This window comes from Mobilicoccus massiliensis (assembly GCF_000826525.2).
Taxonomy (GTDB): Bacteria; Actinomycetota; Actinomycetes; order Actinomycetales; family Dermatophilaceae; genus Mobilicoccus; species Mobilicoccus massiliensis.
The window spans coordinates 552,829-577,865 of record NZ_LN651330.1; the positions used below are offsets into that span (position 1 = coordinate 552,829).

Consider the following 25,037-nt stretch of genomic DNA (forward strand, 5'->3'; position numbering starts at 1 on the left):
CGCATCCGCCTACGAAGGCGACACCCGACGACTCGGGCCCGCACCTCGCCGCCGTAGCCGCCGCCCGAGGCGCCACCACACTCCCCGCCCCGGCCACCCCGCAGACGCGGACGAGGCCACGCAGCAGCGGTGAGAGCCGATGAGAGGATGGGGATCATGATGCGCGCAGGCCTGGACAAGGAGCCCTCGGACGTCGCCCGGATGTTCGACGCGGTGGCCGCCCGATACGACCTCACCAACGACTTCATGACCGGTGGTCTCGTGCGGTACTGGCGCCGGGTCGTCACCGACGCGGTCGGGGCTCAGCCCGGAGAGGTCGTCCTCGACATCGCCTCCGGCACGGGCACCTCGAGCGTCCCGTTCGAGCGTGCGGGCGCGCACGTCATCTCGGCCGACTTCTCCCTCGGCATGCTGCGCGAGGGCGCGCGCCGCTACCCCGACCTCTCGTTCGTCGCCGCCGACGCCACCCGGCTGCCGTTCGCCGACGACTCCGTCGACGTGGTCACGATGTCGTACGGTCTGCGCAACGTGCGCGAGTACGCCGCCGCCCTCGCGGAGTTCCGTCGTGTCACGCGCCCGGGCGGCCGCCTCGTGATCTGCGAGTTCAGCTCGCCGACCACGCCCGCGTTCCGCGAGCTCTACACGCGCTACATCATGGGTTCGCTGCCGGCGATCGCGCGGGCCGTGAGCTCGGACCCGGAGTCCTACGTCTACCTCGCCGAGTCGATCCGCGACTGGCCCGATCAGCAGCGTCTGGCCACGACCATCGGCGGCGCGGGTTGGCGCGGGGTGGAGTGGCGCAACCTGCTCGGCGGCATCGTCGCGATCCACCGCGCCCGCGCCTGATCCACCGGCATGCGTGACCCCAGCCAGCCGCGCGACCCCAGCCAGACAGGAGTGACGTGAGTTCCCACAACGCCGACTCCCGGACCGCGGACGTCGTCGTCGTCGGCGCGGGCCCGGCCGGTGCCACGGCGGCCGCCTACCTCGCGGCCGACGGTCTCGACGTGGTCCTGCTCGAGAAGGCGACGTTCCCGCGCGACAAGATCTGCGGCGACGGCCTCACCCCGCGGGCGGTCAAGGAGCTGGTCTCCCTCGGCGTGCCCCATCCGGCCGAGGAGGGGTGGATCCGCAACCGCGGCCTGCGTCTCATCGGCGGCGGGCACCTCGTCGAGGTCGACTGGCCCGACGTGGCCGAGTACCCGGCGTACGGGCTCGCGATGCCGCGCACCGGCTTCGACCACGCCCTCGCCCGCCACGCGGTGTCCCGCGGGGCCCGGCTCGTCGAGGGTGCGTCGGTCACCGGTCCCATCCACGACTCGGGCGGCCGGGTCACGGGGGTTCGGGTCAAGGGGGTCGACGCGCGCGGCCGGGCCACGGGGGAGCGGTTCGAGTACCGGGCTCCCGTCGTACTGGCCGCCGACGGCAACAGCGCCCGCCTCGGCGTGGCCGAGGGCCGACGCCGGCGGGACGATCGTCCCATGGGCGTCGGGGTGCGCACGTACTACGAGACCCCACGTAGCAACGACGACTACATGGAGTCGTGGATGGAGCTGTGGGTCGACAAGGATCCGAAGGATCCCTCGGCCGGACGCATCCTCCTGCCCGGCTACGGCTGGATCTTCGCCCTCGGCGACGGCGCGAGCAACGTCGGCCTCGGCATCCTCGACACCTCGCCCGCCTTCGGCACGGTCGACTACAAGGACGTGCTGCGGCGGTGGGTCGCCACGTTGCCGCCCGAGTGGACCTTCGACGAGGAACACCGCAACGGGCAGGTACGCGGTGCCGCCCTGCCGATGGCCCTGGGGCGGGTGCCGCACTACGCCGACGGGCTGCTGCTGCTCGGCGACGCCGGCGGCATGATCAGCCCCTTCAACGGCGAGGGCATCGCCCACGCGATGGAGGCCGCGCGCCTGTCGGCCGAGATCGTCGCGCAGGCGATGACCCGGCCCGACGCCGCGGCGCGAGACCGCGTCCTCGCCCGCTATCCCGCCGCCGTCCGCGAGGAGATGGGCGGCTACTTCCGCCTCGGCACGGTCTTCGCCTCGCTCATCGGACACCCCGAGGTGATGCGTCTGGCCGTCCGGTACGGTCTGCCGCGGCGGACCCTCATGCGGTTCGTCGTCAAGATCATGGCGGGCCTCGCCGAACCCCACGGCGGGGGTCTCGACGATCGCGTCATCTCGACCCTGGCGCGCTTGACCCCTTCGGCCTGAGAGCGCGGGTCATTCACTAGACTGTTGGCGATGCCACGGGCCGGCGCGCCCGCGGCCTCGATTCGGGACACCGAGCCGGACCGTCGCACCATCAACCGAAAGGGGAGCGCGTCGAGATGACCAGCCCCTATCTGCCGATCCTGATCTTCTTCGCCTGTGGCATCGGCTTCGCCGCCCTGTCGGTGTTCGGCCTGGGCCTCGTGCTGGGGCCCAAGCGGTACAACTCCGCCAAGGTCATGGCGTACGAGTGCGGCATCCAGCCCTCCCCGCGCGCGGAGGCGGGCGGGCGGTTCCCGGTCAAGTACGCCACGACGGCGATGCTCTTCATCATCTTCGACATCGAGGCGCTCTTCCTCCTGCCGTTCGCGGTCACGTTCGACCAGCTCGGCCTGTACGGACTCCTCGCGATGACGCTCTTCCTCGTCAACGCGTTCTTCATCGCCGACGCCTACGTGTGGCGCCGCGGCGGATTGGATTGGGACTGACATGACGAACTCCGAATACGCCTTCGACCCCGAGGCGCTGCCCTCGGGCGTGATGACGGCCAAGATCAACGAGCTCGCCGGGTTCCTGCTCAAGACCTCCGTCTGGCCGGCCACGTTCGGGCTCGCGTGCTGCGCGATCGAGATGATGGTCACGGTCTCGCCCGACAACGACATCGCGCGGTTCGGCATGGAGCGCTTCTGCGCCACGCCGCGCCAGGCCGACCTCATGATCGTCGCCGGTCGGGTCAGCCAGAAGATGGCCCCGGTCGTGCGTCAGGTCTACGACCAGATGCCCGAGCCCAAGTGGGTCGTCTCCATGGGCGTCTGCGCGAGCTCCGGCGGCATGTTCAACAACTACGCGATCGTGCAGGGGGTCGACCACATCGTGCCGGTCGACGTCTATCTGCCCGGATGTCCACCGCGACCACAGATGCTCATCAACGCCTTCCTCAAGCTGCACGAGCAGATCCAGAAGTCGCCGCACATCTTCGACCGCAAGGCGATCGCGCGTGAGGTCGAGCGGGCCGCGATGGCCGAGGTGCCGCTCATCGAGTCGAAGGGGCTGCTGGCGTGAGTGAGAACACCCCCGGGTCCTCCGGACCCCAGACGCAGGGCACGGGTGGCCACCTTCCCGCGGCGCCGGGTACCCACCCCGACCCCGTCGTCGTCGGCGAGCGCCAGGGCATGTTCGGCGCGACCCGCGGTCAGGACACCACCGGTTACGGCGGCCTCGTCACCCGCACGCTCTTCCCCGGTGCGTCGGTGCGCCCCTACGGCGGCTACTTCGACGAGATCGCCGACGAGCTCGAGGCGGCGCTCGCCCGACGCGGCGGCCCGACCATGGAGCAGGCCGTCGAGCGGGTCGTCATCGACCGCGGCGAGATGACCCTGCACGTGCGGCGCGAGCACTTGCCCGCCGTCTGCTGGGCCCTGCGCGACGAGCCCGCGCTGCGCTTCGAGATGTTCTCGGGTGTCTCCGGCGTGCACTACCCCCAGATGGAGGGGGAGGAGTTGCACGCCTGCTACCACCTGCTCTCGATCACCCACCACTCGCGCCGCCTCCGCCTGGAGGTGAGCTGCCCCGAGGAGGACCCGCACATCCCCTCGGTGGTCGAGTGCTATCCCGGCGCCAACTGGCACGAACGGGAGACCTGGGACTTCTTCGGCATCATCTTCGACGGGCACCCCGCGCTCACGCGCATCCTCATGCCCGACGACTGGCCGGGGCACCCCCAGCGCAAGGATTACCCCCTCGGCGGAATCCCGGTGGAGTACAAGGGCGCCACCGTGCCGCCGCCGGACCAGCGGAGGGCCTACAACTGATGAGCGCCAACACCGATCACACCGCCACCGGCGCGCACGCCGGGGCCACGGCCACCGAGGGCACCCTCCCGGCCGACGAGGCGCTGCGCTCGTTCACCACCACCGGTGGCGACTTCGACGCCATCGCGGCCGAGGCCATCGAGCACAGCGACGAGCGCATCGTCGTCAACATGGGCCCGCAGCACCCGTCCACGCACGGCGTGCTCCGCCTCATCCTCGAGCTCGACGGCGAGCACGTCACCGAGGGCCGCGCCGGCATCGGGTACCTGCACACCGGCATCGAGAAGAACATGGAGTACCGCACCTGGACCCAGGGCGTGACGTTCTGCACCCGCATGGACTACCTCACGCCGATGTTCCAGGAAGCGGCGTACTGCATGGGCATCGAGAAGCTCCTCGGTGTCACCGACGAGATCCCCGAGCGGGCGCAGATCATCCGGGTGCTCATGATGGAGCTCACCCGCATCAGCTCCCACCTCATCTGCCTCGGCACCGGCAACATGGAGCTCGGCGCCACGACGGTGTTCACCACCGCCGCCCAGCAGCGTGAGCGCATCTTCCGGTTCATCGAGGCCGCGACCGGTCTGCGCATGAACAACGCCTACATCCGCCCCGGCGGTGTGGCGCAGGATCTGCCCGCGGGGTGGAAGGACCTGCTCGACGAGCAGCTTCCGCTGCTGCGCCAGGGCGTGAAGCAGATGGAGGCGCTCGTCATCGAGAACCCCATCGCCAAGGGGCGCCTCTGCGACGTCGGCTACCTCGACCTCACCGGCTGCATGGCGCTCGGCATCACGGGTCCGATGCTGCGGGCCACCGGGTTCCCGCACGACCTGCGCAAGTCCGACCCCTACTGCGGCTACGAGACGTACGAGTTCGACGTCTGCACGTGGGACACCCCCGACGCGTACGGCCGTCTGCGGGTGCGGTTCAACGAGATCTGGCAGTCGCTGCGCATCGTCGACCAGTGCATCGAGCGGCTCGCGAGCAGCTCCGGCCCGGTCATGCACCCCGACCCCAAGATCGGGTGGCCGGCCCAGCTCGCCATCGGCGGCGACGGCATGGGCAACAGCCTCGACCACATCCGCCACATCATGGGCACCTCCATGGAGGCGCTCATCCACCACTTCAAGATCGTCACGGAGGGCTTCCGGGTGCCGCCCGGCCAGGCCTACCAGGCCGTCGAGTCGGCCAAGGGCGAGCTGGCCTGCCACGTCGTCTCCGACGGCGGCACGCGGCCATACCGTGCGCACTTCAAGGACCCCTCGTTCCACAACCTCCAGTCGGTCGCGGCCGTCGTCGAGGGCGGCAACGTCGCCGACGTCGTCGTCGCGGTCGCCTCGATCGACCCGGTGATGGGCGGCGTGGACCGATGACGAACCACCTCGCCGCGAGGGATGCGGCCACGAGCGAGACCGAGGAGCAGGGCGCATGAGCGGGCATCACGACCGCCCCAACTACGGCACCGAGCCGGCGCGGCCCACCCAGCCGTACACGGCCGAGCAGTTCGAGCGCCTGCGGGGCGAGGCCGAGCAGATCATCGCGCGTTACCCGCAGCGGCAGTCGGCGCTGCTGCCGCTGCTGCACCTGGTGCAGAGCGAGGACGCCTACATCTCCCCGCGCGGCATCGAGTTCTGCGCCCAGATGATCGGCATCCCCGCAGCCCAGGTCAGTGGCGTGGCGACCTTCTACACGCAGTACAAGCGGTTCCCCAACGGCGACTACACGGTCGGCGTGTGCACGAACACGCTCTGCGGGATCATGGGCGGCGACGCGATCTGGAAGGCGGTCTCCGATCACCTCGGCGTCGGCCACGACGAGACGACCGCCGACGGCCGCATCACCCTCGAGCGGCTCGAGTGCAACGCGGCGTGCGACTACGCCCCGGTGGTCATGGCCAACTGGGAGTTCTTCGACAACCAGACGCCGGAGTCCACGATCGCGCTGGTCGACGCGCTGCGTGCCGGGCAGGACGTGCGGCCCAGCCGCGGGCCCGACAAGGTCCACACGTTCAAGCAGATCGCGCACGTGCTCGCCGGGTTCCCCGACGGCCACGTCGACGAGGGCCCCGGAGCCGGCCCGGCGTCGTTGGCCGGGCTCGTCCTCGCCGACGAGGAGGGCTGGACGGCCCCCGTTCCCGAGCGGCCCGTGGCCACCGAGTCCACCGCCCCGGCCGAACAGGGCATGTCTCCCGGCAGCCACAGCTCGGTGGACACCCCCGCCAACGCCCCCGACGAGAAGCCGGGCGACGGAAAGGTCGACGCATGAGCATCCACCAGTCGCCGAAGGGAGTGCGCCCATGACTCAGCTCACACCGATCCTCACCAAGCCGTGGGGTGCCGAGCGCTCGTGGAGGCTCGAGACGTACGAGGCCTTCGACGGCTACCAGGCGCTGCGCAAGGCGCTGACGATGTCGCCGGACGAGGTCGTGCAGCAGGCCAAGGACTCCGGCCTGCGCGGCCGCGGCGGCGCGGGCTTCCCCACCGGCATGAAGTGGGGGTTCCTGCCCCCGCCCGACGGCGGTCCCCGCTACCTCGTCGTCAACGCCGACGAATCCGAGCCGGGCACCTGCAAGGACATCCCGCTGCTCATGGCCAGCCCGCAGACCCTCATCGAGGGCATGGTCATCACGAGCTACGCGATCGGCTGCAACCACGCGTTCGTGTACCTGCGCGGCGAGGTCGTCCACGTCTACCGCCGCCTCATGGAGGCCGTGCGCGAGGCCCGCGAGGCCGGCTACATCGGCACGAACATCCTCGGCAGCGGCTTCGATCTCGAGATCACCGTCCACGCCGGTGCGGGCGCCTACATCTGTGGTGAGGAGACCGCGCTGCTCGACTCCCTCGAGGGTCGTCGCGGCCAGCCCCGTCTCAAGCCGCCGTTCCCCGCCGTCGCGGGTCTGTACGCGCGGCCGACCGTCGTCAACAACGTCGAGTCGATCTCCTCGGTCCCCGCGATCGTCCTCGGCGGCGCCGACTGGTTCGCGGGCATGGGCACCGAACGCTCCAAGGGCTTTGGCATCTTCAGCCTGTCGGGCCACGTCGAGGTCCCCGGCCAGTACGAGGCGCCGCTCGGCATCACGCTGCGCGAGCTGCTCGACATGGCGGGCGGCGTCCGCGCCGGTCACCGCCTGAAGTTCTGGACCCCGGGTGGTTCGTCCACGCCGCTGTTCACCGAGGAACACCTCGACGTGCCGCTGGACTTCGAGTCCGTCGCGGCCGCCGGCTCGATGCTCGGCACGCGTGCGCTGCAGATCTTCGACGAGACGGTCTCGGTCGTGAAGGCGGTCTCGCGCTGGATCGACTTTTACGCGCACGAGTCCTGCGGCAAGTGCACACCCTGCCGTGAGGGCACGTACTGGCTGCGTGAGATCTACACCCGCCTCGAGCAGGGGCAGGGCCGCGACGGCGACATCGAGAAGCTCGCCGACATCGCGGCCAACATCCTCGGCCGCGCGTTCTGCGCGCTCGGTGACGGTGCCACCAGCCCCGTCAGCTCGAGCATCAAGTACTTCCGCGAGGAGTACGAGCAGGCCATGACGACGCCGGTCGACGTGTCGTTCCCGCCGGAGAGATCGGTGCTGTTCGCGAAGGAGAGCGTGACCTCATGACCGTCCCGACCAGTCCCGCGTCGGGTGCCAACCCGACCTCCCAGGGCGGCGACGCGACGATTCCGCCGCCCGTGGAGATGGTCGAGGCCAAGATCGACGGCATCCCCGTGAGCGTCCCCAAGGGCACGCTCATCATCCGGGCCGCCGAGCAGCTCGGCATCGAGATCCCGCGCTTCTGCGACCACCCGTTGCTGGAGCCGGCCGGCGCCTGTCGGCAGTGCCTCGTCGACGTCGCCATGCCGGGCCGCGACGGCAAGCTCGCGAAGATGCCCAAGCCCCAGGCCTCGTGCACGATGACCGTCTCGCCGGGCATGGAGGTGGAGACCCAGCTCACCTCGCCCGTCGCCGAGAAGGCGCAGCGCGGCATCATGGAGTTCCTCCTCATCAACCACCCGCTGGACTGCCCGGTCTGCGACAAGGGCGGCGAGTGCCCCCTGCAGAACCAGGCGATGAGCCACGGGCAGGGCGAGACCCGCTTCACCGACGTCAAGCGCACCTACCCCAAGCCGGTGAACGTCTCCACCCAGGTGCTGCTCGACCGCGAGCGGTGCGTGCTCTGCCAGCGCTGCACCCGGTTCTCCGACCAGGTCGCGGGCGACCCGTTCATCTCGCTCACCGAGCGTGGCGCGAACAGCCAGATCGGCATCTTCCAGGACAAGCCGTTCCAGTCCTACTTCTCGGGCAACACCGTGCAGATCTGCCCGGTCGGCGCCCTCACGAGCGCGACCTACCGGTTCCGGTCCCGCCCGTTCGACCTCGTCTCGACGCCCGGCATCTGCGAGCACTGCTCGGCGGGCTGTCATCAGCGCACCGACCACCGCCGCGGCGTCACGCTGCGTCGCATGGTCACGAACGCTCCCGAGGTCAACGAGGAGTGGAACTGCGACAAGGGCCGCTGGGCGTTCACGTACCAGACCCAGCCCGACCGGTACGCCGCACCGCGCGTTCGCGGCGCCGACGGCACGCTGCGCGTCGCCTCCTGGCCCGAGGCCCTCGAGGCCGCGGCCCGGGGACTCGCCGCCGCGGGTGTGGGCGGTGTCGGTGTGCTCACCGGCGGTCGCCTGACTTCCGAGGACGCGTACGCGTACAGCAAGTTCGCGCGAGTCGTGCTCGGCACCAACGACATCGACTTCCGCGCCCGGCCGCACTCGGAGGAGGAGGAGGCGTTCCTCGCCTCTCGGGTCGTCGCGACCGCCCCTCAGGGCGGTGCGGTCACGTTCGAGGCGTTGGAGAGCGCGAAGTCGGTCCTCCTCGTGGGCTTCGAGCCCGAGGAGGAGAACCCCATGGTGTTCCTGCGGCTGCGCAAGGCGGCCCGCAAGAACAAGACCAAGGTCTTCACCATCGCGCCCTATGCGAGCTCCGGTCTGACCAAGCTCATGGGCACCCTCGTGCAGGCCGCTCCCGGCACCGAGGCGGAGCTGCTCGCCGCCGTCGGCGAGGGTCGCACCGAGTTGGCGACCGTGGCCGAGGCCCTCGACGACGGGGCGATCATCCTCGTGGGGGAGCGGCTCGCGACGGTGCCCGGTGCGCTGTCGGCCGCGGCCGCCCTGGCCGACCGCACGGGTGCCCGCCTGGCCTGGATCCCGCGTCGCGCCGGTGAGCGCAGCGCTCTCGAGGCCGGCGCGCTGCCCTCGATCCTGCCCGGCGGTCGTCCGCTCGGCGACGAGGGCGCCCGCGCCGAGATCGCCTCGGCCTGGCAGCTCGACTCGCTCGCCGCCAGCCCCGGCCGCGACGGCAACCGCATGATCGCCGACGCCGCCGACGGCCGCCTGCGGGCACTGCTCATCGGCGGTGTCGAGCCGGGCGACCTGCCCGAGCCCGCGCGTGTGCAGCAGGCCCTGGAGCGGGCGTTCGTCGTCTCGCTCGACCTGCGGGCCGGTGAGATGACCGAGTACGCCGACGTCGTCCTGCCGGTGTCCACCCACGACGAGCGTGCAGGCTCCTTCGTCAACTGGGAGGGGCGTCTCGGCGAGTTCGGCGAGGCCCTCAAGAGCCACACCATGGCCGACCACCGGGTCCTCGACCTCCTCGCGGGCGAGATGGGCCACTGGCTCGGACTGCCCAACCTCGCGGTCACCCGCGCGGAGATGGAGAGCCTCGGCGCCTGGACCGGTCGGCGGGCGGACACGCCCACCGCGCAGCCCCGCGGCCTCGCGACTCTGCGAGACGGGGAGGCCGTGCTCGCCACCTGGCACCAGTTGCTCGACGCCGGCGTGATGCAGGACGGAGAGCCGTTCCTCGCCGGAACGGCCAAGCCGTCCCGGGCACGTCTCTCGGCGGCCACCGCGGCCGAGGTCGGCGTCGTCGACGGCGATCCGCTCACCGTTTCGACGGCTCGCGGTTCGATCACGCTGCCGGTCGCCGTCACGACGATGGTCGACCACGTCGTGTGGCTGCCCACGAACTCCCCCCGGTCACGGGTTCGCGCCGGTCTCGGCGCTGTTGCCGGTGACGTCGTCACGCTCTCCAAGGGTGGTGTCGCATGACCCCGGTCCTCGCCCTCTCCGGTCCGGCCGTCGCGCTCTCCGGGCCCGTCGCCGACTTCTCCGACACGCCGTTGTGGCTGGCGGCGATCAAGGCGGTGCTCGTGTTCGTGTACCTGCTGCTGCAGGTGCTCGTCATCATCTGGTTCGAGCGTCGCTTCGTCGGCTTCATGCAGCAGCGTCCCGGCCCGAACCGCTTCGGCCCCCTCGGCGCACTGCAGACCCTCGCCGACGGCTTCAAGCTCATGTGGAAGGAGGCCGTGCGCCCCGCACGCGCCGACCGGTTCACGTACGCACTGGCGCCGATCATCGCCGGGTCCACCGCGTTCATCTCGTTCTCGGTGATCCCGCTCGGTGGCCAGGTGTACATGTTCGGCCACTGGACTCCGCTGCAGGTCACCGACAGCCCCGTCGCGGTGCTCATCGTGCTCGCGGCGGCCGGCGTCGGCGCCTACGGCTTCGTCCTCGCGGGCTGGTCCTCGGGCTCGACGTACCCGCTGCTGGGCGGTCTGCGTTCCACCGCCCAGGTCATCTCCTACGAGATCGCGATGGGCCTCTCGCTCGTCTCGGTGTTCCTCTTCGCCGGCTCGATGTCGACCTCGACGATCGTCGAGGCCCAGCGAGGCCTGTGGTTCATCGTGCCCGCCTTCTTCAGCTTCCTCGTCTACGTCGTCTGCATGGTCGGCGAGACCAACCGCCTGCCGTTCGACCTCGCCGAGGGTGAGGGCGAACTCGTCGGCGGCTACCACACCGAGTACTCGGGCATGTGGTTCGGCATGTTCTTCCTCGGCGAGTACGTCAACATGTTCACGGTCTCGGCGCTGGCGAGCACCCTGTTCCTCGGCGGCTGGCACTCCCCGATCCCGGGCTTCCTCGACGGCGGCTACTGGGGCATCCTCTGGCTCACCGCCAAGATGTGGATCTTCATGTGGGGCTTCGTCTGGCTGCGCGGCACCCTGCCCCGCACCCGGTACGACCAGTTCATGGCATTCGGCTGGAAGTTCCTCATCCCCGCCACGATCGTGTGGGTTCTCGCCGTCTCGTTCATGCACGCCGCCCGCCTCGGCTTCTTCGGCCCGCACCCGGTCATCGCGACGGTGATCATCGTGCTCGTCGTCGCCGCGATCGCGCTCGGCGCTGCGGTCAAGTGGGACTCGACGCAACAGGCCAAACGGCAACCCGTCGAGATCCCCGCCGAGGTCGACCCGTACGCAGGCGGATACCCTGTTCCGCCGATGCCGGGCCAGCGCCTGATCGAGCCGGGATCGGGCCGCGACGACCGGGTCCTCTCGGGCGCGGCCGCCCGCCGCACCGACGAGCCCACCGAGCACTCGCCGCACTCCCAGCAGCGCGCCGAGGAGCGCTCGAGCGACACCACCACCGACCAGGAGGGACACCGTGGCTGAGTCCACCCCCAACCCCGACGAGAGCCGGCGCTCCGACGTCGCCCGTCGCGAGCAGGCGGGTGCGCCGTCGGTCTACGGGCCGGAGCAGAACGCCGCCGACAACCAGGGCGGCTTCCTGTCCGACCTGCTCGCCCCGATCGCGGGATTCGGCGTCTCGTTCACCAACCAGTTCCGTAAGCGCCACACCGAGGAGTACCCCGAGGAGAAGCGGCCCACCCAGCCGCGTTACCACGGGCGTCACCAGCTCAACCGTCACCCCGACGGCCTCGAGAAGTGTGTCGGTTGCGAGCTGTGCGCCTGGGCCTGCCCGGCCGACGCGATCCTCGTCGAGGGCGCCGACAACGACGACACCCCGGTCGAGCAGGGCGGCACCGGCCGGTACTCCCCGGGTGAGCGCTACGGCCGCGTCTACCAGATCAACTACCTGCGGTGCATCTTCTGCGGGCTGTGCATCGAGGCGTGCCCCACTCGCGCGTTGACGATGACGAACTTCTACGAGCTCGCCGACCACACCCGTGAGGACCTCATCTTCGAGAAGCACCAGCTTCTCGCCCCGTTGTCCGAGGGCATGGTCTCCCCGCCCCACCCCATGGTCGAGGGCATGGAGGAGCGCGACTACTACCAGGGCAAGGTCGCCAAGGCCACGCCCGAACAGGAGGAGTTCGCGCGCGAGCGGACGGTGGCCGACGCCGACCACGCGACCTCCGACGCCGTGGGCGGGCCCGACCCGGCCGACGTGCCCACCAAGCCTCGCGACGAGGGCGGTCTGACGGAAGGCGGTACCCGGCGATGAGCAGCGGAGAGGCGGTCCTGTTCTGGATCGTGGCACCGATCATGGTGCTCGGGGCCCTCGGTCTCGCATTCAGCAAACGCGCCGTCTACGCGGCGCTGTCGATGGTCCTCACGATGATCCTGCTGGGTATCGTCTACCTCGCCCAGGGGGCCGACTTCCTCGGCATCGTGCAGATCTTCGTGTACTCGGGCGCGGTGATGATGCTCTTCATCTTCGTCGTCATGATGGTCGGCGTCGACGCCTCGGAGACGCGGCTGGAGACGATGAAGGGCCACCGGGTGTTCTCGGTGCTGCTCGGCCTCGGCCTGCTGTTGCTGCTCGGCGGTGCGCTCGCCAAGGTCACCTTCCGTCCCGGCGCCCCCATCGCGGAGATCAACGCCGGTGGCAACGTGACGATGCTCGGCCACCTCATCTTCGGGCCGTACATGGCCGCCTTCCAGATGGTCGGCGTCCTGCTCGTCGTCGCGGCCGTCGCCGCCATGGTGCTCGCCCACCGCGAACGCTTGTTGCCGCGTCCGGACCAGAAGGCCTGGAGCCGCCGCCGCATCCGCGAGAACAAGAACGTCGCCGGCCTGCCGGCCCCGGGTGTGTACGCGCGTCACAACGCGGTCGACACGCCGGCGCTGCTGCCCGACGGCACCCCGAGCGAGCTGTCGGTCTCGCGTATCCTCGTCGCGCGCGACCAGCTCTCGGACGCTTCGAGGTTCAGCGAGTCGACCGAGGTCATGGAGCAGGAGATCGAGGAGGGAACCGAACGATGAGCCTCTCCAACTACCTGTACCTCGCGGTCGTCCTCTTCTCCATCGGCGCGACCATCGTGCTGCTGCGCCGCAACGCCCTCATCGTGTTCATGGGCATCGAGCTCATGCTCAACGCCGTCGCGCTCATGATCGTCACCTTCGGACGCATGAACGCCAGCATCGAAGGCCAGACGATCGCGCTCTTCGTCCTCGCGGTCGCCGCCGCGGAGGTCGTCGTGGGACTCGCGATCATCATGGCCATCTTCCGTGCCCGCCGCTCGGCCTCGGTCGACGACGCCAACCTGCTCAAGCTGTAAGGAGAGCCCAGAGTGACACCCCATCTCCTCTCCGGTGCGCTGGCGAGCAACGTCGCGGCGGATCTCGCCCACCAGCAGCCCGCCACGGGCGTCACGGGCCTGATGTGGCTCGTCATCGCGCTGCCGCTGCTCGGTGCCTTCCTCCTGCTCGTCGGCGGACGGCGCACGGACTCCTTCGGCCCGCTGCTCGCGACCGTGCTCTCCTGGGCCGCGTTCGTCGTCGGCTTCGCCACCCTCTTCGCGTTCCTCGGCATGGACGCGGCCGAACGCAGCCGCCACATCGCGCTGTGGTCGTGGATTCCCGCCGGCTCGTTCGACCTCGACATGGGTCTGCTCGTCGACCCGCTGTCGCTCTCGTTCGTGCTGCTCGTGACGTTCGTCGGCTCGCTCATCCACGTGTACTCCCTGGGGTACATGGCGCACGACCCCGACAAGCGCCGGTTCTTCGCCTACCTCAACCTCTTCGTCGCGGCGATGCTCACGCTCGTGCTCGCGGACTCCTACCTGCTGCTCTACCTGGGCTGGGAGGGCGTGGGTCTGGCCTCGTACCTGCTCATCGGGTTCTGGAACTGGAACCCGCCCTACGCGGCGGCCGCCAACAAGGCGTTCATCATGAACCGCATCGGCGACTTCGGTCTCGGCATCGCGATCATGCTCATGTTCGCCACCTTCGGCACCGTGACGTTCGCGGGCGTGACGGAGCACGTGGGTCAGGCGAGCACCGGAGTGCTTACGGCCCTCGGACTGCTGCTGCTGCTCGCGGCCTGTGGTAAGTCGGCCCAGTTCCCGCTGCAGAGCTGGCTGGGCGACGCGATGGCCGGCCCGACGCCGGTCTCGGCCCTCATCCACGCCGCGACGATGGTCACCGCCGGTGTCTACCTCGTGGTGCGCAGCAGCCCGATCTACAACCTCGCACCCGACGCGCAGCTCGCGGTCACGATCATCGGTGCGATCACGCTGACCTTCGGTGCGATCGTCGGCTGCGTCAAGGACGACATCAAGAAGGCGCTGGCCGCCTCGACGATGAGCCAGATCGGCTACATGATGCTCGCCGCCGGTCTCGGCCCCGTCGGGTACGCGTTCGCGATCTTCCACCTCATCACCCACGGCTTCTTCAAGGCCGGGCTGTTCCTCGGCGCCGGCTCGGTCATGCACGCCATGAACAACCGGGTGGACATGCGCACGTTCGGCGACCTGTCCGCCAAGATGAAGATCACCTGGCTGACGTTCGGGCTCGGCTGGCTGGCCATCATCGGCTTCCCGCTGTTCTCCGGCTGGTGGAGCAAGGACCTCATCATCGAGGCCGCGTTCGTCGGAGACGGCTGGCGCCCCTGGGTGTTCGGTCTCATCACCCTGCTCGTCGCGGGTGTGACGGCGTTCTACATGTCGCGCCTGTTCTTCATGACCTTCCACGGCAAGGCCCGCTGGGACGAGCACGACCACCCGCACGAGTCGCCCGGCTCGATGACCGTCCCGATGGTCGTCCTCGCCATCGGCTCGCTCGGCCTCGGCGCGTTCCTGCACTTCGTCGGGTTCACCGAGTGGCTCGCCCCCGTGACGGGACACGTCGAGCACCACGAGCCGGTCATCCCCGTGCTCGCCATCCAGGTCCTCGTCTTCGTGCTCATGGTCGCCGGTGTCGCGGTCGCCTGGCTGCGCTACGGCAAGGCCGACGTGCCCCTCGTCGCCCCGCACGGCTCGGTGCTCACCCGCGCCGCCCGCCGGGACCTGTTCCAGGACGACATCAACGCCGGTGTGTTCACCGGGCCGACCATGGCCCTCGCCAACGGCCTCGCCGACGACAAGGGCGTCGACGACGGCGTCATGGGACTCGGCCGCGGGGTCGCCTCGATCTCCGGCGTGCTGCGCCAGGCGCAGAACGGCCTCGTTCGGACCTATGCCCTGACGATGCTCCTGGGCATCGTCGCGATCTTCGCCCTCGTGTGGATGGTGCAGTGATGACAATGACCGGCTTGCCCCTGCTCACGATCCTGGGGTTGATCCCGCTCGTCGGGGCGCTCGTCGTGATGTTCGCGGGCGAACGCGCGGCGCGCTCCATCGCGCTCGTCTTCTCGCTCGTCACGATGCTCGGCTCGTTCGTGCTGTGGGCGGGCTTCGACGTCGCCGCCACCGAGCAGTTCCAGTTCACCGAGGTCTACCCGTGGATCCCGGTGTGGGGCGTCAGCTACGCGCTCGGCATCGACGGGATGGCGCTGGCGATGATCGTCATGTCGGCGATCCTCGTGCCCATCTGCATCATCGCCGCACGCAACGACGTCGCGATGGTCGGCGGGCGCCGCCACCGCGGCTACTTCGCCTGGATGCTCGTCCTCGAGACGTTCATGATCGGGGTCTTCGCGGCCACCGACGTGTTCCTCTTCTACGTCTTCTTCGAGGCCATGCTCATCCCGGTCTACTTCCTCATCAACAACTACGGCGGTGAGAACCGGCAGGCGGCCGCGCTGAAGTTCCTGCTGTTCTCCCTCGCGGGCGGCCTCATCATGCTCGTCGCCGTCATCGCCGTGTTCTTCCAAGGCGCGGGTGGCCCGCAGGGCTTCCTCGTCGGCAACCTCACCGGGCTGACGATGAACCCCGTCGTGGAGAACCTGCTCTTCCTCGGCTTCTTCATCGCGTTCGCGGTCAAGGCGCCGATGTGGCCGGTCCACACGTGGCTGCCCGATGCCGCCACGGCCGCCCGGCCGGCCACCGCGGTGCTGCTCGTCGGTGTGCTCGACAAGGTCGGCACGTACGGCATGATCCGCTTCTGCCTGCAGATGTTCCCGCACGCCTCCGAGTGGGCGACCCCGGTCGTCATCACGCTCGCGCTCATCTCGATCATCTACGGCGCGTTCCTTGCGATCGGCGCGACCGACATGATGCGCCTCATCGCCTACACCTCGGTGAGCCACTTCGGCTTCATCGTGCTCGGCATCTTCGCGATGACCTCCGTGGGCATGGCCGGCTCGATTCTCTACATGGTCAACCACGGGTTCTCCACCGCCGCGCTGTTCCTCATCGCGGGCATGCTCGTCGTCCGCCACGGCAGCAAGGACGTGCGCGACTACGGCGGCTGGCAGCGCGTCACGCCGGTGCTCGCGGGGACGTTCCTCGTGGCCGGCATGTCGGGCCTCGCCCTGCCCGGCCTCGGGTCGTTCGTCTCGGAGTTCCTCGTCATGATGGGCACGTTCCAGCGGTACCCGGTGGCGGGCGTGATCTCCTCGGTCGGCATCATCCTCGCCGCGACGTACATCCTCGTGCTGTACATGCGGGTCTTCACGGGTCCGTCTCCCGGCTCGCGTCTCGTCGAGGTCGACGGGGTCGTCTCGTACGACGACACCCTTCCGGAGGGCCACGGCACTCGCGGCGCAGCGGGCGCGGTCGACACCACGACGCACGACGCCGCGGCCATGCACGAGCCCGCGACCCAGGGCGGCGTCGGCACGATGACCCGGCCCCTGCCGTCGCGGTTCACGGTCCCCGACCTCAACGGACGCGAGAAGCTCGTGGTCGCACCCCTGATCGCGATCTTCCTGATCCTCGGGTTCTTCCCCCGCGTCGCGCTGGACGTGATCGATCCCGCCGTGACCCAGACGCTCCACCTGGTGGGCGTCACCGATCCTGCCCCGGCCGTCGGGGCGCAGAACGGGAGTGCCAAGTGATGCCCGCGCCGGAGTTCGTTCCCGCAGACCTCAACGCCCTCGCGCTCGCGCCCGTCGCGATCGTCCTGGCGGCTGCGCTCATCGGCGTCCTGGTCGAGACGTTCGTCCCGCGCAGGTCGCGACACACGATCCAGGTGGTCCTCTCCGTGCTCGCGCTCGGTGTCGCCTTCCTCGTGCTCGCGCTCAACGTCCCGCGCGTGGTGGGGCCGACGATGTCCGGTGCGATCGTCCTCGACGGGCCGACCATCGTCCTCCAGCTCCTCCTGCTGATCATGGGGCTCATCTCGGTGCTCGTCATGGCCGAGCGCTTCGACGGCCGGCTGGCCGACGCCTTCACGCCCTCGGGTGCATCGGTGCCCGGTTCGCACGCCGAGGGCGTCGCCGAACGGCTCGGATCGAGCAACGAGGTCTACCCGCTCGCGCTGTTCTCGCTCGCCGGCATGATGCTCTTCCCGGCCGCGGGCGACCTGCTGACGATGTTCATCGCGCTCGAACTCCTCTCGCTGCCGCTGTACGTCCTCACGGCTCTGGCCCGTCGCAAGCGTCTCCTCTCGCAGGAGGCCGGCCTGAAGTACTTCCTGCTGGGCTCGTTCGCGTCCGCGTTCTTCCTGTTCGGCGCCGCGCTGCTGTTCGGCTACTCCGGCTCGATGCAGTTCCGTCGCATCGCCGAGGCCATCGGCACCCAGAGCGCCATGGACCCGCTGCTCGTCCTCGGCTGCCTGTGCGTCCTCGTCGGGCTGTTCTTCAAGGTCGGTGCGGTGCCCTTCCACTCGTGGACTCCCGACGTCTACCAGGGCGCGCCCACGCCGGTCAGCGGCTTCATGGCCGCCTGCACGAAGGCAGCGGCGTTCGGCGCCATGCTGCGCGTGGTCTACACGGGCATCGACGCCGACCGGTGGGACTGGATGATCGTCCTGTGGGTCGTCGCCGGGCTCACGATGATCGTCGGCTCGATCCTCTCGGTGACTCAGAGCGACATGAAGCGCATGCTCGCGTACTCCTCGATCGCGCACGCCGGGTTCGTCCTCGTCGGTGTCCTCGCCTTCGATCGCTCCGCCGTCGCCGCGGTGCTGTTCTACCTCGCGACCTACGGCTTCGCGGTGCTCGCGGCGTTCGGCATCGTCATGCTCGTGCGGACCCGCGACACCGGTGCCGAGGCGACGTCGCTCACCCAGTGGACGGGGCTCGGCAAGCGTTCCCCCCTCGTCGCCGGCGCGTTCGCGTTCCTGCTCATGGCCTTCGCCGGTCTGCCGCTCACCTCCGGCTTCACCGCCAAGTTCGCGGTGTTCTCGGCGGCGATCGCGCACGCGGGCGTTCCCGGTGCCGTGCTCGCGGTCATCGGCATGCTGTGCAGCGCCGTCACCGCGTTCGTCTACTTCCGGGTGGTTCGCATCATGTTCACCGTGGATCCCGAAGGCGACGACGACGGCATCGTCGTGCTGACGCCCTCGCTCGGCACGATCAGTGCCATCACGGTGAGTGTCGCGCTGACCCTGCTCCTCGGAGTCTTCCCCGCGCCGCTGCTCGACCTCATGTCGTCGCTGTCGACGTTCATCCGATGAGCAGTCCCGTCACCGCGCCTCTTCCTGGGCTCGACCCGAGCACGGCCGCGGCGCTGAACGACGGACTCGCCCGGGTCGAGGAGCTGTTGCGCGCACGGGTCTCGCACGAGGATCCGTTCATCGCCGAGGCGTCGGGGCACCTTCTCGCGGCCGGCGGCAAGCGCGTCCGCCCGGTGCTGACTCTCCTCGCGGCCCAGGTGGGCGAAGGAGCCGACGAGCGGGTCATCGCCGCGGCGGCGGCCGTGGAGCTCACGCACCTCGCCTCGCTGTACCACGACGACGTCATGGACGAGGCCGATCTGCGCCGCGGCGCGCCCTCGGCCAACGCCACGTACGACAACTCGACGGCCATCCTCGTCGGCGACCTGTTGTTCGGCAACGCCTCCGACGTCGTCGCCGACCTCGGGGCCGAGGCGGTCCGGATCCAGGCGCGGACGTTCATGCGCCTGTGCGGCGGCCAGATCCGGGACGACCGCCCCTGCCCGCCCGACCAGGACCCGGTCGAGTACTACATCGGCGTCCTGCGCGACAAGACCGGCGCTCTCATCGCGACCGCCGCGCGGTTCGGTGCGATGTTCGGTGGGTGTGACGATCGCACCGTCGCGCTGCTCGAGGAGTACGGCGAACTGTTGGGCATCGCCTTCCAGCTCGCCGACGATCTGCTCGATATCGACTCCCGGCCGGGTGTCTCGGGCAAGACGCCCGGCACCGACCTGCGCGAAGGGGTCGACACCCTGCCGGTACTCCTTGTCCGCCGTTCGGCGCGGCCCGAGGACGCCCGTCTGCTGAACCTGCTCGACGCCGACCTGTCGAACGACGAGCAGGGGGTGGCGGAGGCTCTGGAGCTCCTGCGCGCTCATCCGGCCATGGAGGAGGCGCGCGTCTACACCCGTGGCATCGCGGCGAGGGCCCAGGAGCAGCTCACGCCCTTGCCGGAGTCGGCCGCGGTGGACGCTCTCCGGACGCTTGCCGCGAGCGTTGTCGACCGCGCTGTGTGATCTTTCGGCCCGCGTCGTAAGGCGCCGTGACCCGTCGTTCATCGCCCCCGTTCGGGGCCGCCCCGTGCGATTCGCACGGGGCGTTCGCGTGTTCCCCAGGTCTCTACCAGCTTGGTGAGCTGTACTGTCGTGCAATGGATTTCGGCTACATTCCCGGTGTCACGAATCCGCTGTGAACGGTTCAAATCCGGCTCCGACATGGCGTTTGTCGGATGACCGCCACTGTCGGATAAAGGTTCGATAACGCCCGGGTATGGGCACGGTAAGAGTGTCCGCCGGGGTCTCGGAGCCGGCCGATTTGGCCCTACAGTGCTGGTTATGCCCAGAGTTCCTGCAGACCGTCGCCGAGAGCAGCTCATCGGCGCCACGATCGACCTCGCGATCGAAGAGGGGCTTGCCGCTGCCTCCGTACGACGCATCGCCGAGCGTGCGAACGTCTCGCTCGGAGTCGTCCACTACTGCTTCAGCAGCAAAGAAGCGCTCATCAACGCCGTGGCGGAGTCGTTCCTCAACCCCATCATCGGTCCGGTCGCCGAGGCACTCGAGGCCGCCGAGGGCAAGCCGCTTCGCGACAAGGCGCGCACCGCCATCCAAACGTTCTGGGACACGACGATCAGCGACCCGGGCCGCCAGCTGCTGAGCTACGAGCTCGCGTCGTGGTCGGTGCGCGGCGACGGGGAGGCCGCGCGGTTGCTCTACACGACGTACCTCGACGTCATCGAGGCGTTCATCGTCGAGGGGCTGGGGATCCAGGGCACCGACGAGGTCTCGACCCGCACGATCGCGCGTATGGTCCTCACGCTCACCGACGGAGCGATGCTCGCGTGGCTCGTCGACCGTGACGACGAGGCCACCGATGCGGTCGTGCAGACCTATCTCACCCTGCTGCTCGACTACGTCGACAAGGCGGTGACCGACCGGCGCATGCGCCTGGACGGTGAGTCGCCCACGCAGACGCACGCGGCGGTCTGAGCCGCCGCACCGACGCCGCCTCTGGAGCACAGACGAGGGCGCCTCCGCCATGACGGCGGAGGCGCCCTCGTCGTATCGGGCCGCAGACGCGGCCGGCGTCACTCGACCGTCCAGGTGTCCTTGCCCGCGAGCAGCCCGGCGATGTCGGCGTCGTCGACCGTGCCACCGTGGTCGGCGACCGCCGAGGCGACCTGGCCGCGCACGAGATCGTCGTAGGTGGGATGGGAGACCTGCCGGAAGATGCCGAGCGGCACGTGCTCGCCGTCGAGTTGGGCGAGGGCGAACGCGTTGGTCGGGTCCTCGCGTGCCGGGTCGTGGATCACGACGCGGCTGCGATCGGCGTTCTTCTCGCCGACGAGATCGAGGCTGCCGTCAGGGTCGCGGACGACGACGTGGTGGTCGCCGGCGCGCACGGGCTGGCCCTGCTCGAGCCGCAGGATGCGGGCCTCGGCCTCCTTCTTGTCCTTGAGCATCTCGAAGGCGCCGTCGTTGAAGATCGGGCAGTTCTGGTAGATCTCGACGAGGGCGGCGCCGCGGTGCTCCGCGGCAGCCTTGAGCGTCTCGGTGAGGTGAGCGCGGTCGGAGTCCATCGTGCGGGCCACGAACGTCGCTCCGGTGCCCAGGGCGAGCGCGACGGGGTTGAACGGCGCGTCGATCGACCCGAGGGGGCTGGACTTGGTGACGAGGCCGGGCGTGGAGGTGGGGGAGTACTGGCCCTTGGTGAGGCCGTAGATCCGGTTGTTGAACAGCAGGATCGTGATGTTGAGGTTGCGGCGCAGCGCGTGGATGAGGTGGTTGCCACCGATCGAGAGCGCATCACCGTCACCGGTGACGACCCACACCGAGAGGTCGGGCCGCGAGATCGCGAGTCCGGTCGCGATGGCCGGCGCACGCCCGTGCACCGAGTGCATGCCGTAGGTGTCGAGGTAGTAGGGGAACCGCGAGCTGCAGCCGATGCCGGAGATGAACGCGATGTTCTCGCGCTTGAGGCCGAGCGTCGGCAGGAACGACTGCACCGCGGCGAGCACCGCGTAGTCGCCGCAGCCGGGGCACCAGCGCACCTCCTGGTCGGAGGTGTAGTCCTTCTTGGTCTCCGCGGGCGCGCCCTCGGGCAGGCGGGGGATGCCGTGCAGGCCGCTGCTCGGCATGCCGAGGTCGATGGTCATGCGGAGGCTCCTTCCTGGATGGTCGTGGCGCTGCTGTCGAGGTCGTCCTCGTCGAGCGATGCCACCGCGGCGGCGAGCACGTCGACGAGTTCGGTGGAGGTGAACGGCAGCCCGCGCACGGCGGTGTGGGACTGCACGTCGACGAGGAACCGGCCGCGCAGCAGCAGCGCGAGTTGGCCGAGGTTCATCTCGGGGACGACGACCTTGCGGTAGGCGCACAACACGTCGGCGGTGTTGCGGGGCATGGGGTTGAGGTGGCGCAGATGGGCCTGCGCGATGGGGATGCCCGAGGCGCGCAGGCTGCGGACCGCCGCGCTGATCGGGCCGTAGGTCGACCCCCAGCCGAGCACGAGCACGTCGGCGTCGCCGCGGGGGTCGTCGACCTGGAGGTCGTCGATCGTGTCGGCGATGCGCTCGATCTTCTCGGCGCGCAGCCGGGTCATCCGGTCGTGGTTGTCGGGGTCGTAGCTGATGTTGCCGGTGCCGTCGGCCTTCTCGATGCCACCGATGCGGTGCTCGAGGCCCGCCGTGCCCGGCACGGCCCAGGGCCGCGCGAGGGTCTGCTCGTCACGGACGAACGGGTGGAACGTCGGGTTGCCCTTGGCGTCGGTGGCGTTGGGTTCGGTGGCGAACTCGACGTCGAGGCGCGGGAGGTCGGCGACATCGGGGATGCGCCAGGGTTCGGAGCCGTTGGCGAGGTACCCGTCGGAGAGCAGGATGACCGGGGTCCGGTAGGTCGTCGCGATGCGGACCGCCTCGAGGGCGGCGTCGAAGCAGTCGGACGGCGAGGACGCGGCGATGACCCCGACGGGAGCCTCGCCGTTGCGGCCGAACATCGCCTGCAGCAGGTCGGCCTGTTCGGTCTTCGTGGGCAGGCCGGTCGAAGGGCCACCGCGCTGCACGTCGACGACGATCAGCGGCAGCTCCACCGAGACCCCGAGGCCGATGATCTCCGACTTGAGGGCGAGGCCGGGGCCGGAGGTCGTCGTCACGCCGAGGGCACCGCCGAACGATGCGCCGAGGGCGATGCCGATGCCCGCGATCTCGTCCTCGGCCTGCACGGTGGTGACGCCGTAGCGCTTGAGCCCGGCCAGGGTGTGGAGGATGTCGGAGGCCGGGGTGATGGGGTAGCTGCCGAGCACGAGGGGCAGCCCGCTGCGGTACGCTGCGGTGGCCAGACCGTAGGCCGTGGCCGTGTTGCCGGTGATGTTGCGGTAGCGGCCGGGCGGCATGGGCGCCGGAGCGATCTCGTAGCTGACCGCGAAGTCCTCGGTGGTCTCGCCGTAGTGGTACCCGGCGTCGAGCGCGGTGATGTTGGCGGCCAGCAACTCCGACTTCTTGGCGAACTTGGCCCGCAGGAACGCGCGGGTACCCTCGAGCGGCCGGGTGTACAGCCACGAGAGAAGCCCGAGCGCGAACATGTTCTTCGCGCGCTCCTTCTCCTTGCGGGTGAGGTCGAAGTCGGCGAGGGCCGTTACCGTCATCGACGTGAGCGGCAGCGCGTGCACGTGCCAGGACTCGAGGGCGTCGTCCTCGAGCGGGTTCTCGGCGTAGCCGACCTTGGCGAGCGCGCGCTTTCCGAACGCGTCGGCGTCGGCGATGATGACGCCGCCGCGCGGCAGGTCACGAAGGTTGGCCGCGAGGGCCGCCGGGTTCATCGCGACGAGCACGTTCGGGGAGTCGCCCGGCGTGAGCACGTCGTGATCGGCGAAGTGCAGCTGGAAGCTCGAGACTCCCGGCAGGGTGCCCTGGGGTGCGCGGATCTCGGCCGGGAAGTTGGGGAGGGTCGACAGGTCGTTGCCGAGCACCGCCGTGGCGCTCGTGAACCGGTCGCCGGTGAGCTGCATGCCGTCACCGGAGTCGCCGGCGAAGCGGATGACGACGCGATCGAGCTGCTCGGTGGTCTTGGGCGTGGAAAGGGACACGGGCGTGGCTTCCATCTGGGTCGGGGCTCGGCGGGCAGGTGCTGGCGCGCCGGTTCTCGCCATCGTAGTCCTGTGATGTCAGGCTCACCTCACCGCCCGGGGGCGGTGCCCTGTGCGGTCGGCGGTTCGGGCGGCTCGGGAACGTCGGGCGGGGCTTCGGCGTTGACATGGACATGCATCGGCACTTCAACGGACTCAAGACCGCGCTGCTCCTCGGCGCGATCTTCGCCGTGCTCCTCGGGCTCGGCTCGGTCATCGGCGGCGGCCGCTACATCTGGCTGTTCGCGCTCATCGGTCTCGCCACCACCGCCTACGGCTACTGGAACAGCGACAAGATCGCCATCGCCGCCATGCGCGCACGTCCGGTGAGCGAGGCGGAGGCGCCGGCGATGTACCGCATCGTCCGCGAGCTCTCCGAGCGTGCCGGCCAGCCGATGCCGCGGCTGTACGTCTCGCCCACCCAGGCCCCCAACGCGTTCGCGACCGGACGCAACCCGCAGCACGCGGCGGTCTGCTGCACGGAGGGCATCCTGCGCCTGCTCGACGAACGTGAGCTGCGCGGGGTTCTCGGCCACGAACTCATGCACGTCTACAACCGCGACATCCTCACCGGTTCGGTGGCGGCCGCGATCGCCGGCGTCATCACCAGCGTCGCGCAGATGCTCATGTTCGCCGGCATGTTCGGTGGTGGCGACGACGAGCGCCCCAACCCGATCGCCGCGATCGCGATGGCGCTGCTCGCCCCGATGGCGGCCGCGCTCATCCAGATGGCGATCAGCCGAACCCGCGAGTACGACGCCGACGAGGACGGGGCCCGGCTCACCGGCGATCCGCTCGCCCTCGCCTCCGCGTTGCGCAAGCTCGAGCGCGGCGTCGAGGCGGCCCCCCTGGCGCCCGAGCAACGCATCGTCAACGCCTCGCACATGATGATCGCCAACCCCTTCCGCGCCGGCGACGTCTCCAACCTCTTCTCCACCCATCCCCCGATGGCGCAACGCATCGCCCGTCTCGAGGGCATGGCCGGCAACGGCCCGGGCATCCAGCACTACGGCTGACCCCCCGGGCCGCTCGGACAGGCGGTTTCACCCCCTGCACGTGGGCGTACCCGCTCGGACAGGCGGTTTCACCCGTATCCGCGCGGGTCCCACCCGCTCGGACAGGCGGTTTCGTCGTATCCGCATGGGTCCCACCCGCTCGGACAGGCGGTTTCGTCGTATCCGCATGGGTCCCACCCGCTCGGACAGGCGGTTTCACCTGCTTCGGCGGGCCAGAGGCGACGGAAACGCCTGGCCGAGCACGGCGTGGGGGTGGAAGCGCCTGTTCGAGTGCGCGGGACGGGGCGCCCAGGCTTCTCGCGTGAGCCCCCCACTCGCTCGAACAGGCGG

General features: G+C 69.8%; 21 protein-coding genes. 19 read left to right on the plus strand and 2 right to left on the minus strand.

Going from position 1 to position 25,037, the window contains the following annotated elements:
• The first annotated feature begins 156 nt into the window (after positions 1 to 156).
• The 18 genes from BN1197_RS12275 to BN1197_RS12360 all read left to right on the plus strand — a co-directional run bounded on the left by BN1197_RS12275 (position 157) and on the right by BN1197_RS12360 (position 20,561).
• Positions 157 to 846, plus strand: coding sequence for a demethylmenaquinone methyltransferase (locus tag BN1197_RS12275; protein WP_040160331.1), 690 nt, complete (start codon positions 157 to 159; stop codon positions 844 to 846).
• A 56-nt stretch (positions 847 to 902) separates the two neighbouring features.
• The gene (locus BN1197_RS12280; protein WP_040160074.1) at positions 903 to 2,216 is read left to right on the plus strand and encodes a geranylgeranyl reductase family protein; all 1,314 of its coding nucleotides are present in this window, start codon (positions 903 to 905) and stop codon (positions 2,214 to 2,216) included.
• Positions 2,217 to 2,332: 116 nt separating this feature from the next.
• Complete coding sequence (locus BN1197_RS12285; RefSeq protein ID WP_040160076.1) at positions 2,333 to 2,701, plus strand: NADH-quinone oxidoreductase subunit A; 369 nt, start codon at positions 2,333 to 2,335, stop codon at positions 2,699 to 2,701.
• A 1-nt stretch (position 2,702) separates the two neighbouring features.
• A complete protein-coding gene (locus BN1197_RS12290; protein WP_040160078.1) occupies positions 2,703 to 3,275 on the plus strand; it encodes an NADH-quinone oxidoreductase subunit B in 573 nt (190 codons plus the stop codon).
• A complete protein-coding gene (locus BN1197_RS12295) occupies positions 3,272 to 4,024 on the plus strand; it encodes an NADH-quinone oxidoreductase subunit C (RefSeq protein WP_040160081.1) in 753 nt (250 codons plus the stop codon). Before BN1197_RS12290 ends, BN1197_RS12295 begins: the two co-directional genes overlap by 4 nt.
• On the plus strand, positions 4,024 to 5,397 hold the full coding sequence (locus BN1197_RS12300) for an NADH-quinone oxidoreductase subunit D (RefSeq protein ID WP_040160082.1): 1,374 nt from the start codon (positions 4,024 to 4,026) through the stop codon (positions 5,395 to 5,397). Before BN1197_RS12295 ends, BN1197_RS12300 begins: the two co-directional genes overlap by 1 nt.
• A 55-nt stretch (positions 5,398 to 5,452) precedes the next feature.
• Positions 5,453 to 6,289: an NADH-quinone oxidoreductase subunit NuoE gene (gene nuoE, locus BN1197_RS12305; protein WP_040160083.1), complete on the plus strand. Its 837-nt coding sequence runs from the start codon at positions 5,453 to 5,455 to the stop codon at positions 6,287 to 6,289.
• 31 nt (positions 6,290 to 6,320) lie between these two features.
• Entirely contained in the window at positions 6,321 to 7,631 is a 1,311-nt protein-coding gene (nuoF, locus tag BN1197_RS12310) for an NADH-quinone oxidoreductase subunit NuoF (protein ID WP_040160084.1), read from the plus strand.
• A complete protein-coding gene (locus BN1197_RS12315) occupies positions 7,628 to 10,117 on the plus strand; it encodes an NADH-quinone oxidoreductase subunit G (RefSeq protein ID WP_040160085.1) in 2,490 nt (829 codons plus the stop codon). The genes nuoF and BN1197_RS12315 overlap by 4 nt, the downstream gene beginning before the upstream one ends.
• Positions 10,114 to 11,520: an NADH-quinone oxidoreductase subunit NuoH gene (gene nuoH, locus BN1197_RS12320; RefSeq protein WP_040160086.1), complete on the plus strand. Its 1,407-nt coding sequence runs from the start codon at positions 10,114 to 10,116 to the stop codon at positions 11,518 to 11,520. Before BN1197_RS12315 ends, nuoH begins: the two co-directional genes overlap by 4 nt.
• A complete protein-coding gene (gene nuoI, locus BN1197_RS12325; RefSeq protein ID WP_040160088.1) occupies positions 11,513 to 12,313 on the plus strand; it encodes an NADH-quinone oxidoreductase subunit NuoI in 801 nt (266 codons plus the stop codon). Before nuoH ends, nuoI begins: the two co-directional genes overlap by 8 nt.
• Positions 12,310 to 13,074 carry an NADH-quinone oxidoreductase subunit J gene (locus BN1197_RS12330; RefSeq protein WP_040160091.1) on the plus strand — a complete coding sequence of 255 codons (765 nt, stop codon included), beginning with the start codon at positions 12,310 to 12,312 and terminating at the stop codon, positions 13,072 to 13,074. The genes nuoI and BN1197_RS12330 overlap by 4 nt, the downstream gene beginning before the upstream one ends.
• Positions 13,071 to 13,370, plus strand: a complete 300-nt coding sequence (gene nuoK / locus BN1197_RS12335; protein ID WP_040160092.1) for an NADH-quinone oxidoreductase subunit NuoK — start codon at positions 13,071 to 13,073, stop codon at positions 13,368 to 13,370. The genes BN1197_RS12330 and nuoK overlap by 4 nt, the downstream gene beginning before the upstream one ends.
• 102 nt (positions 13,371 to 13,472) lie before the next feature.
• Positions 13,473 to 15,329, plus strand: a complete 1,857-nt coding sequence (nuoL, locus tag BN1197_RS12340; protein ID WP_095999913.1) for an NADH-quinone oxidoreductase subunit L — start codon at positions 13,473 to 13,475, stop codon at positions 15,327 to 15,329.
• Positions 15,330 to 15,334: 5 nt separating this feature from the next.
• Complete coding sequence (locus BN1197_RS12345) at positions 15,335 to 17,029, plus strand: NADH-quinone oxidoreductase subunit M (protein ID WP_040160097.1); 1,695 nt, start codon at positions 15,335 to 15,337, stop codon at positions 17,027 to 17,029.
• Positions 17,029 to 18,591, plus strand: coding sequence for an NADH-quinone oxidoreductase subunit NuoN (nuoN, locus tag BN1197_RS12350; RefSeq protein WP_040160333.1), 1,563 nt, complete (start codon positions 17,029 to 17,031; stop codon positions 18,589 to 18,591). Before BN1197_RS12345 ends, nuoN begins: the two co-directional genes overlap by 1 nt.
• The gene (locus BN1197_RS12355; RefSeq protein WP_040160099.1) at positions 18,588 to 19,589 is read left to right on the plus strand and encodes a polyprenyl synthetase family protein; all 1,002 of its coding nucleotides are present in this window, start codon (positions 18,588 to 18,590) and stop codon (positions 19,587 to 19,589) included. The genes nuoN and BN1197_RS12355 overlap by 4 nt, the downstream gene beginning before the upstream one ends.
• A gap of 318 nt (positions 19,590 to 19,907) precedes the next feature.
• Positions 19,908 to 20,561, plus strand: a complete 654-nt coding sequence (locus BN1197_RS12360; protein ID WP_040160101.1) for a TetR/AcrR family transcriptional regulator — start codon at positions 19,908 to 19,910, stop codon at positions 20,559 to 20,561.
• A 98-nt stretch (positions 20,562 to 20,659) separates the two neighbouring features.
• Here BN1197_RS12360 and BN1197_RS12365 read toward each other — a convergent pair whose 3' ends face one another.
• Positions 20,660 to 21,727: a 2-oxoacid:ferredoxin oxidoreductase subunit beta gene (locus BN1197_RS12365; RefSeq protein ID WP_040160105.1), complete on the minus strand. Its 1,068-nt coding sequence runs from the start codon at positions 21,725 to 21,727 to the stop codon at positions 20,660 to 20,662.
• Positions 21,724 to 23,652 carry a 2-oxoacid:acceptor oxidoreductase subunit alpha gene (locus BN1197_RS12370; protein ID WP_245851919.1) on the minus strand — a complete coding sequence of 643 codons (1,929 nt, stop codon included), beginning with the start codon at positions 23,650 to 23,652 and terminating at the stop codon, positions 21,724 to 21,726. The genes BN1197_RS12365 and BN1197_RS12370 overlap by 4 nt, the downstream gene beginning before the upstream one ends.
• Before the next feature lie 173 nt (positions 23,653 to 23,825).
• Here BN1197_RS12370 and htpX point away from each other — a divergent pair, with 173 nt between their 5' ends.
• Positions 23,826 to 24,707: a zinc metalloprotease HtpX gene (gene htpX / locus BN1197_RS12375; RefSeq protein WP_040160335.1), complete on the plus strand. Its 882-nt coding sequence runs from the start codon at positions 23,826 to 23,828 to the stop codon at positions 24,705 to 24,707.
• Positions 24,708 to 25,037: the final 330 nt, after the last annotated feature.

Coding starts and splice junctions, on each gene's coding strand:
- nuoL (WP_095999913.1), top strand. CDS start 13,473: ATGTGGCTCGTCATCGCGCTGCCGCTGCTCGGTGCCTTCCTCCTGCTC.
- BN1197_RS12330 (WP_040160091.1), top strand. CDS start 12,310: ATGAGCAGCGGAGAGGCGGTCCTGTTCTGGATCGTGGCACCGATCATG.
- nuoK (WP_040160092.1), top strand. CDS start 13,071: ATGAGCCTCTCCAACTACCTGTACCTCGCGGTCGTCCTCTTCTCCATC.
- nuoE (WP_040160083.1), top strand. CDS start 5,453: ATGAGCGGGCATCACGACCGCCCCAACTACGGCACCGAGCCGGCGCGG.
- BN1197_RS12275 (WP_040160331.1), top strand. CDS start 157: ATGATGCGCGCAGGCCTGGACAAGGAGCCCTCGGACGTCGCCCGGATG.
- BN1197_RS12315 (WP_040160085.1), top strand. CDS start 7,628: ATGACCGTCCCGACCAGTCCCGCGTCGGGTGCCAACCCGACCTCCCAG.
- BN1197_RS12285 (WP_040160076.1), top strand. CDS start 2,333: ATGACCAGCCCCTATCTGCCGATCCTGATCTTCTTCGCCTGTGGCATC.
- BN1197_RS12365 (WP_040160105.1), bottom strand. CDS start 21,727: ATGACCATCGACCTCGGCATGCCGAGCAGCGGCCTGCACGGCATCCCC.
- nuoH (WP_040160086.1), top strand. CDS start 10,114: ATGACCCCGGTCCTCGCCCTCTCCGGTCCGGCCGTCGCGCTCTCCGGG.
- BN1197_RS12360 (WP_040160101.1), top strand. CDS start 19,908: ATGCCCAGAGTTCCTGCAGACCGTCGCCGAGAGCAGCTCATCGGCGCC.
- htpX (WP_040160335.1), top strand. CDS start 23,826: ATGCATCGGCACTTCAACGGACTCAAGACCGCGCTGCTCCTCGGCGCG.
- BN1197_RS12355 (WP_040160099.1), top strand. CDS start 18,588: ATGAGCAGTCCCGTCACCGCGCCTCTTCCTGGGCTCGACCCGAGCACG.
- BN1197_RS12300 (WP_040160082.1), top strand. CDS start 4,024: ATGAGCGCCAACACCGATCACACCGCCACCGGCGCGCACGCCGGGGCC.
- nuoF (WP_040160084.1), top strand. CDS start 6,321: ATGACTCAGCTCACACCGATCCTCACCAAGCCGTGGGGTGCCGAGCGC.
- BN1197_RS12290 (WP_040160078.1), top strand. CDS start 2,703: ATGACGAACTCCGAATACGCCTTCGACCCCGAGGCGCTGCCCTCGGGC.
- BN1197_RS12345 (WP_040160097.1), top strand. CDS start 15,335: ATGACCGGCTTGCCCCTGCTCACGATCCTGGGGTTGATCCCGCTCGTC.
- nuoN (WP_040160333.1), top strand. CDS start 17,029: ATGCCCGCGCCGGAGTTCGTTCCCGCAGACCTCAACGCCCTCGCGCTC.